Origin of the sequence: Aquabacterium sp. (assembly GCF_041915145.1) — a bacterium.
Taxonomy (GTDB): Bacteria; Pseudomonadota; Gammaproteobacteria; order Burkholderiales; family Burkholderiaceae_C; genus Aquabacterium.
Map to the genome: position 1 here is coordinate 1 of NZ_JAYSBZ010000117.1, position 5813 is coordinate 5813.

Annotated in this window: 10 protein-coding genes; 9 read left to right on the forward strand and 1 reads right to left on the reverse strand. The window is 66.5% G+C overall.

The genetic code is table 11. The features are described from left to right. The 9 genes from ACE3SS_RS14510 to ACE3SS_RS14550 form a co-directional block, all read left to right on the forward strand. Positions 1-632, forward strand: a 632-nt coding sequence (locus ACE3SS_RS14510) for a hypothetical protein (RefSeq protein ID WP_374595158.1), incomplete at its 5' end; no start/stop codon positions are given. After that, positions 629-838 (forward strand): hypothetical protein, encoded by a 210-nt coding sequence (locus ACE3SS_RS14515; RefSeq protein WP_374595160.1) that lies wholly within the window; start codon positions 629-631, stop codon positions 836-838. The genes ACE3SS_RS14510 and ACE3SS_RS14515, both read left to right, overlap by 4 nt. A gap of 27 nt (positions 839-865) precedes the next feature. After that, positions 866-1096, forward strand: coding sequence for a hypothetical protein (locus ACE3SS_RS14520; protein WP_374595162.1), 231 nt, complete (start codon positions 866-868; stop codon positions 1094-1096). A 123-nt stretch (positions 1097-1219) separates the two neighbouring features. Then, positions 1220-1453, forward strand: coding sequence for a hypothetical protein (locus tag ACE3SS_RS14525; protein ID WP_374595164.1), 234 nt, complete (start codon positions 1220-1222; stop codon positions 1451-1453). 14 nt (positions 1454-1467) lie between these two features. After that, a complete protein-coding gene (locus ACE3SS_RS14530) occupies positions 1468-2157 on the forward strand; it encodes a hypothetical protein (RefSeq protein WP_374595166.1) in 690 nt (229 codons plus the stop codon). Positions 2158-2261: 104 nt separating this feature from the next. Further along, entirely contained in the window at positions 2262-3041 is a 780-nt protein-coding gene (locus ACE3SS_RS14535) for an MlaE family ABC transporter permease (protein WP_374595168.1), read from the forward strand. Positions 3042-3043: 2 nt separating this feature from the next. Beyond that, the gene (locus ACE3SS_RS14540; RefSeq protein ID WP_374595176.1) at positions 3044-3796 is read left to right on the forward strand and encodes an ABC transporter ATP-binding protein; all 753 of its coding nucleotides are present in this window, start codon (positions 3044-3046) and stop codon (positions 3794-3796) included. Continuing rightward, complete coding sequence (locus ACE3SS_RS14545) at positions 3793-4770, forward strand: MlaD family protein (protein WP_374595170.1); 978 nt, start codon at positions 3793-3795, stop codon at positions 4768-4770. The genes ACE3SS_RS14540 and ACE3SS_RS14545 overlap by 4 nt, the downstream gene beginning before the upstream one ends. Continuing rightward, positions 4767-5387: a membrane integrity-associated transporter subunit PqiC gene (locus ACE3SS_RS14550; protein WP_374595172.1), complete on the forward strand. Its 621-nt coding sequence runs from the start codon at positions 4767-4769 to the stop codon at positions 5385-5387. The genes ACE3SS_RS14545 and ACE3SS_RS14550 overlap by 4 nt, the downstream gene beginning before the upstream one ends. 23 nt (positions 5388-5410) lie before the next feature. On the opposite strand, the gene ACE3SS_RS14555 is transcribed toward ACE3SS_RS14550, so the two are convergent. Next, positions 5411-5813: Hpt domain-containing protein (locus ACE3SS_RS14555; RefSeq protein ID WP_374595174.1), on the reverse strand; the 403-nt coding region annotated here is incomplete at its 5' end.

A 5813-nucleotide genomic window follows, 5' to 3' on the forward strand; every position in this document is an offset into this window, starting at 1 on the left:
GCACCGAGCAGTACTGGAACAAAAACGGCGACATCAAGCACAACCGCTTCACCTGCGAAGACTTCGCCATCCGCCTGTTGTGCGAGTACGCCTGTCAACACGGTCTGCCCGTGAAGCTGACCACCGGGGTGCGGACGTATCGAAACGACGAACCGCTTCGCCCTGGCGAGCACGAACGCTATGGGTCCAACCTGTACGGCTTTACCGAGATGGTGATGCTGAGTTACGGCGCGCCAGACATGCAGCGGGTGGGAGTCAATACAGTTGTCGTGTCGAAACCGGACGATCTGCAGCCCGGCGACATCTTGGCGCAGTCGCTGGATCGGCCCCGTTCAATAGCGCATCACATTCAAGTTGTCGTTCGCAGGAATTCTGATTCTTTGGATATTGCGCAGGGCAATTCATCAGGCGTCATCGTTCGCCCCTTTACAACGATCATTCGATGGATCGGAGAGAACCGTGCCGACCCACAGAGCGACAGCTATGCGGGAATGCCCATTCAGTCAGGTAGCTATAAAAGGTCATCAAGCGGCTGGGATTATCAAAACCAATCCACGCAGCATCACGAAAAGAATCTTTTGAGTGCCTTTTTGTTCTATCGGTGGAATTTTTTGGACTTCAACAAATCATGAACGATTTGCCGGGCTATTTGGCTGTATTGGCCGACAGCGATTTGTTTGGCAGCCTCGCCACCTTGTCGTTGGTAGTTGCGTTGCTGGGGCTGTCTAACCGCGTGCGACAAATGAGGCTCTATCAAGGGCTGGCTTTTGTCTGCCTGCTCTTCATGCCGATCCTGTTTTTGATCGGCATTCTCTATCTGAACAAACGCCCGGCCTGACGTTGTCAAAGCTCATCGGTCACTTCCATGAATTCAATAACTGACGCGAAGGGTTTTTTCACCGTCTGGGGGGTGCTGGGTGACGAATCGGTTGTCGGTGGCGTGCTGTGCGTTTGTTATCTGGCGGTGTTTGTTCTCGGCTTGTTCAAGCGAATGTGGGCATCCTCGATCTACAGGGGTGCCGTGTTGCTCCTGCTGGCCTTGATTCCGATCTTTTTCTGCCTGGGTTTCTATTTCATATCCAGGCCGCCCGCGTGAGAAATGTGTGCAACCCATGATCGAACTGCCCGACTATCTGGCTGTATTGGCTGACAGCGATCTATTTGGCAGAAATGCGCGATCGCGTTGGCAGATCACCGGATCTGAGGCAATTGGTTCAACATGAGACAGCTTGACTTCCCAGATTCCATCCAGCACCTCGCACTGTTCATGGACGCCCCTGGGGGCATGATCTTCATTGCGGTGTCGATTGTTCAGTTGGTCGCCGTCTTGTCGATGCATATTCGCCTACTTCAAGCTTCACGCCTCGTGCGTATTCTGGTGACCGGTTCATTGCTGATCCTGCCGCTGATCACCGTCGCGTGTCTGTATGTCGCCGGGTTGCCAAAAGCCTGAGACGCCCTCGGTTCATGAACGCTCGTCGAACCAGCTTTGAAGCGAGAGCCGCTGTCATCCTGCTTGCCCTGCCGTCGTTGCTCCATGCCGCCACGGTCTACGACGGCTATGAGGCTTACTACGCCTCAATGCCGAATCTGCTGTTTCGAAGCCGTGGCGTCGAGTTGCAACCATACAGCGTCGAGGGCGACGAGTCGATCCGCTTGGGGTGGAGCGGCGCGGCAGCCGGCAAACGATTGCGACTTGAAATCCGCGAGGGGCGACTGAGCCTCAATGGCCGGATAGTGAGGCCGCGGCACACGACCGTGTTTCCCGGCGAAGTGATGAGAGAGAGCGATCTCGGAATGGGCGCCACAGCGCTTGTGTCCGGGCCCTGGCTTTGCGTTGAAAACACACCGTTGTCCGCATCGGGCACGGCAGTCCGGCACCGGGCGGTGTATCTGATCAGGCATGACCGCAAGCCGTATCAAGCCTGGAAGCTGCCGAGCCTGTTTGCGACTTGCGCAGCGGTGAGGCGACTCGATCAAGCGGTGTATGTCGATCAAGCAACCTATCGCTACCCTGAAGGCGCCGAGCAGCCGCAAGGCGTCACCTTTGCCGAATACCGGATTCAGCAACGGCGGTTCGTGGCGACGGGCATCGCACGGGCCATCACTTTCATGGAGCCCGGCAATGTCTACAGATTCACGGCTGACCCTCCGTGAGTTCATGCGCGCTGCGCCGAACGCTCGCGGTTGAGCGTATCGGGTTCGGTGCGCGCGGGCGTGGCGCACCCGCGATGGCCACGAATCGATGATAGAAAGGCAGCATGCCTTTCGCCCACTTCACTCAACTGGGTCACGAGACCACGCGCCGCGTCGCCTTCATGGGCGAGGTGGTGCTGGCGGTGTCGCGGGCCGTGGTGCGGGGCGGGCGTTATCGCCCGGCGGATTTCGCGCGGGTGCTGGCCGATGGCAGCGCGCGGGCCTTGCCCATCGTCACCGTGGTCAACCTGCTGGTGGGTGCCATCCTGGCCTTCGTGGGCGCGGTGCAGCTCGTCAAGTTCGGCGCGGGCATCTTCGTGGCCGATATGGTGGCGATTGCCGTGTCGCGCGAGATGGCGGCGGTGATCACGGCGGTGGTGATGGCGGGGCGCACCGGCGCGGCCTTCGCCGCCGAGCTGGCGACCATGCAGTCCAACGAAGAGATCGACGCGCTCGAAGTGCTGGGCCTGCCGGCGGTCGATCACCTGGTGGTGCCGCGCATGCTGGCCTTGCTGCTGATGCTGCCGCTGCTCTACGCCTTCGGTTGCGCGGCGGGCCTGTTGGGGGGCTTCGCGGTGGGCGCGAGCATGCTGCACCTGTCGCCCGCGGCCTACTTTGATCGCAGCCTGGCCGCGCTCACGTTCGCGCATTTGGGGCTGGGCTTCTCAAAGAGCATCGCGTTCGGCGCGCTGGTGGCGTGGGCGGGGTGCTACTTCGGCCTGCACGCGCCGCGCAGCGCGGCCGGGGTGGGGCAGGCCACCACGCACGCGGTGGTGTCGGGCATCGTTGGCGTGATCGCGCTCGACGCCGTGTTCGCCGTGTGCGCCAACGCGCTGGGGGTGTGACGATGCTGCAGGTGCGCGACCTCGCCATGCGTTTCGGCACGCGGCTGGTGCAGCAGGGCGTGTCGTTCAGCGTCGAGCCCGGGCGCATCTTCGCCATCATGGGCGGCAGCGGCTGCGGCAAGAGCACGCTGCTCAAGCATCTGATCGGCTTGCTCGTGCCCGCGGCGGGCACGGTGCGCTACGACGAGGTGGACTACTGGCAGGCCGACGAGGCCACGCAGCGCCAGGTGCGCGCGGGCTTCGGCGTGCTGTTTCAAAGCGCGGCGCTGTGGTCGTCGATGAGCGTGCTCGACAACGTGCTGCTGCCCATGCAGCAGCAGGCCCGCTGGACGCCCGCCGAGCAGCGTGAGCGTGCGCTCGAAGTGCTGTCGTGGGTGGGCCTGGCCGACTTCGCCGACTACGCGCCGGCTGATCTCAGCGGTGGCATGAAGAAGCGCGCCGGCCTGGCCCGCGCCGTGGCCACCGAGCCGCGCGTGCTGTTTCTCGACGAACCCTCGGCCGGTCTCGACCCCATCAGCTCGCGCCGGCTCGACGACTTGATTCTGGCGATCCGCGAGCGCACCGGCGCCGCCGTGCTGGTGGTGTCGCACGAGTTGCCCAGCCTGTTCGCCATCGCCGACGACGGCATCTTTCTCGACGCCGACAGCAAGCGCCCCGTCGGCCAGGGCGGCCCGCGCGCGCTGCTCGAGCAGTCCACCCACCCCACGGTGCAGGCCTTTCTCAACCGCACCGCCTTGCAGGACGCCACCTCATGACCCCCTCTCGCCGCAACGCCCTGCTGGTGGGCGCGTTCGTCAGCGTCGCGCTGCTGCTCATCGTCGCCACCGTGCTGGCGGTGGGCGGCGCGAGCTGGTTCTCCAGCCGCATTCCGGCCTCGGTCTACTTTCAGGGCAGCGTGCGCGGCCTCTACGTGGGGGCGCCGGTCACCTTTCGCGGCGTGAAGGTCGGCGAGGTCGAATCGATCGGCATCGAGATCGACTCGAAGACGCTGGACGCGCGCATCCCGGTGCGCTTGTCGCTGTCGGCGGGCGCGGTGCGTTGGGGCGACCAGCAGGCCACCAGCGTGCACGACCTGCCCGAGCTGGTGAAGCGAGGCCTGCGCGCCCGGCTGGCGATGCAGAGCGTGGTCACGGGGCAGATGGGCGTGGACCTCGATTTCATGCCCGACACCCCGCTGGCCTTCGTCAACCCGCGCGCCGACGCCGCCGAGATCCCGGCCATCAAGGACCGGCTCGACGCGCTGATCGAGCAGGTGTCCGACCTGCCGGTGCGCGAGTTGGCCACCGATCTGCGCCATACCCTGCAGACGCTCGACCAGACGCTCAAGGCCACGCAGGTGGCGATGGAGCGCACCGGGCGCGAGTTGAGCAGCACCGGCGCCGAGGCGCGGCGCACCCTGCAGACGGCCACGCAGGCGCTCGAAGACGTGCAGGCGCAGTCGCACGCCACGCTGGCATCGGTGCAGCAGTTGTCCGACGCCTCGCGCCAGACCGTGCAGCAGGCCCAGCCCGAATTGCAGCGCACGCTCGAAGCCGCGCGCGACTCGGCGGCGCAGGCGCGGCAGGCCATGCAGCAGGTGGCCGAGCTGACAGCGCCGGGCGCGCCCGTGCGGGCCGACCTCGACGCCGCCCTGCGCGACCTGGCCCTGGCCACGCGCAGCCTGCGTGCCTTTGGCGAGCAGCTGGAGCGCCAGCCCAACGCCCTCTTGTTCGGAAAGCCCTCGCCATGAATCGAACCCGTGTTTGCTTGCTGAGCCTGTTCATCGCGTCGCTGGCGCTGGCCGTGCTGTCGGGCTGCGCCAGCGCGCCGCCGACGACTTTTCTCGCCTTGCCGACGGCGGACATGGCCTCGCCGGCTGCCGCGCCCGCGTCGGCTGCCTCGGCGGTGTCGCCCGTGCTGATCGTGCGCCGCGTGGGCGTGCCGGAATATCTCGATGTGAGCGCCGTGCGCTACCGCGCCGACGCCAGCACGCTGGCCGAGTGGCCGAGCACGGCCTGGGCCGAGCGCCCCGCCGTGGCGCTCACGCGCGAGCTGGTGGCGCGCCTGCGCCTGGCCCTGCCGGGCTGGACGGTCTGCGACGGCACCTGCCCGAGCGGGCAAGGCGGCCGGGTCGTGCAGGCCGAATGGGCGCCGCTCGACTACCTGCGCGCGCAAGGCACGTTGAGCGCCGAGCTGCGCTACAGCATCACCAACCCGACGGCGGGGGTTGACCAGTCGGCGGCCTTGCGCACGGGCTCGCAGCGCTGGAGCCTGCCGGTGTCACCCGATTCGGCGGCCGGCCAGGCTCGCGCGATCGCCAGCGTGGTGGACGCGGCGGCCCAGGCGATTGCCGCCAGCGCGCGCTGACCGACCCGGCGGGCCGACCCGCCTCAGGCCGACACGGCCCACTCGCGCAGCTGCGTGAGCGTGGGGCGCAGGTCGCGCCGCAGGCCATGCAGCGCGTGGTGCAGGGCGGTGTCGTCGTCGGTGCGCAGCGCGGTTTCGAGCTCGGCGGCGCGGGTCGACACGTTGACCACCCCCAGGTTGGCCGCGCTGCCCTTGAGCATGTGCGCGGCGCGGCGGGCGGCGTCGCGGTCTTCGGTCAGCAGCGAGGCGAAGCGCTCGGCGAAGTCGCTTTGGCTGTCGGCGAAGCGCTGCGCGAGCTTGCGCAGCAGCGCGGGCTGGCCGCCGCAGCGGGCCAGCGCGCCCGGCAGGTCGATGCCGTCGAGCGCGGGCAGCGCGGAGCAGCCCTCGGGCGCGGCGGCCGAGCGGGCCGGAGGCGCGGCAGCCGCA

Excerpts from the sequence above, each read along its gene's own strand:
- ACE3SS_RS14520 (WP_374595162.1), top strand. The coding sequence starts at position 866 with ATGAATTCAATAACTGACGCGAAGGGTTTTTTCACCGTCTGGGGGGTG.
- ACE3SS_RS14540 (WP_374595176.1), top strand. The coding sequence starts at position 3,044 with ATGCTGCAGGTGCGCGACCTCGCCATGCGTTTCGGCACGCGGCTGGTG.
- ACE3SS_RS14550 (WP_374595172.1), top strand. The coding sequence starts at position 4,767 with ATGAATCGAACCCGTGTTTGCTTGCTGAGCCTGTTCATCGCGTCGCTG.
- ACE3SS_RS14545 (WP_374595170.1), top strand. The coding sequence starts at position 3,793 with ATGACCCCCTCTCGCCGCAACGCCCTGCTGGTGGGCGCGTTCGTCAGC.
- ACE3SS_RS14530 (WP_374595166.1), top strand. The coding sequence starts at position 1,468 with ATGAACGCTCGTCGAACCAGCTTTGAAGCGAGAGCCGCTGTCATCCTG.
- ACE3SS_RS14515 (WP_374595160.1), top strand. The coding sequence starts at position 629 with ATGAACGATTTGCCGGGCTATTTGGCTGTATTGGCCGACAGCGATTTG.
- ACE3SS_RS14535 (WP_374595168.1), top strand. The coding sequence starts at position 2,262 with ATGCCTTTCGCCCACTTCACTCAACTGGGTCACGAGACCACGCGCCGC.
- ACE3SS_RS14525 (WP_374595164.1), top strand. The coding sequence starts at position 1,220 with ATGAGACAGCTTGACTTCCCAGATTCCATCCAGCACCTCGCACTGTTC.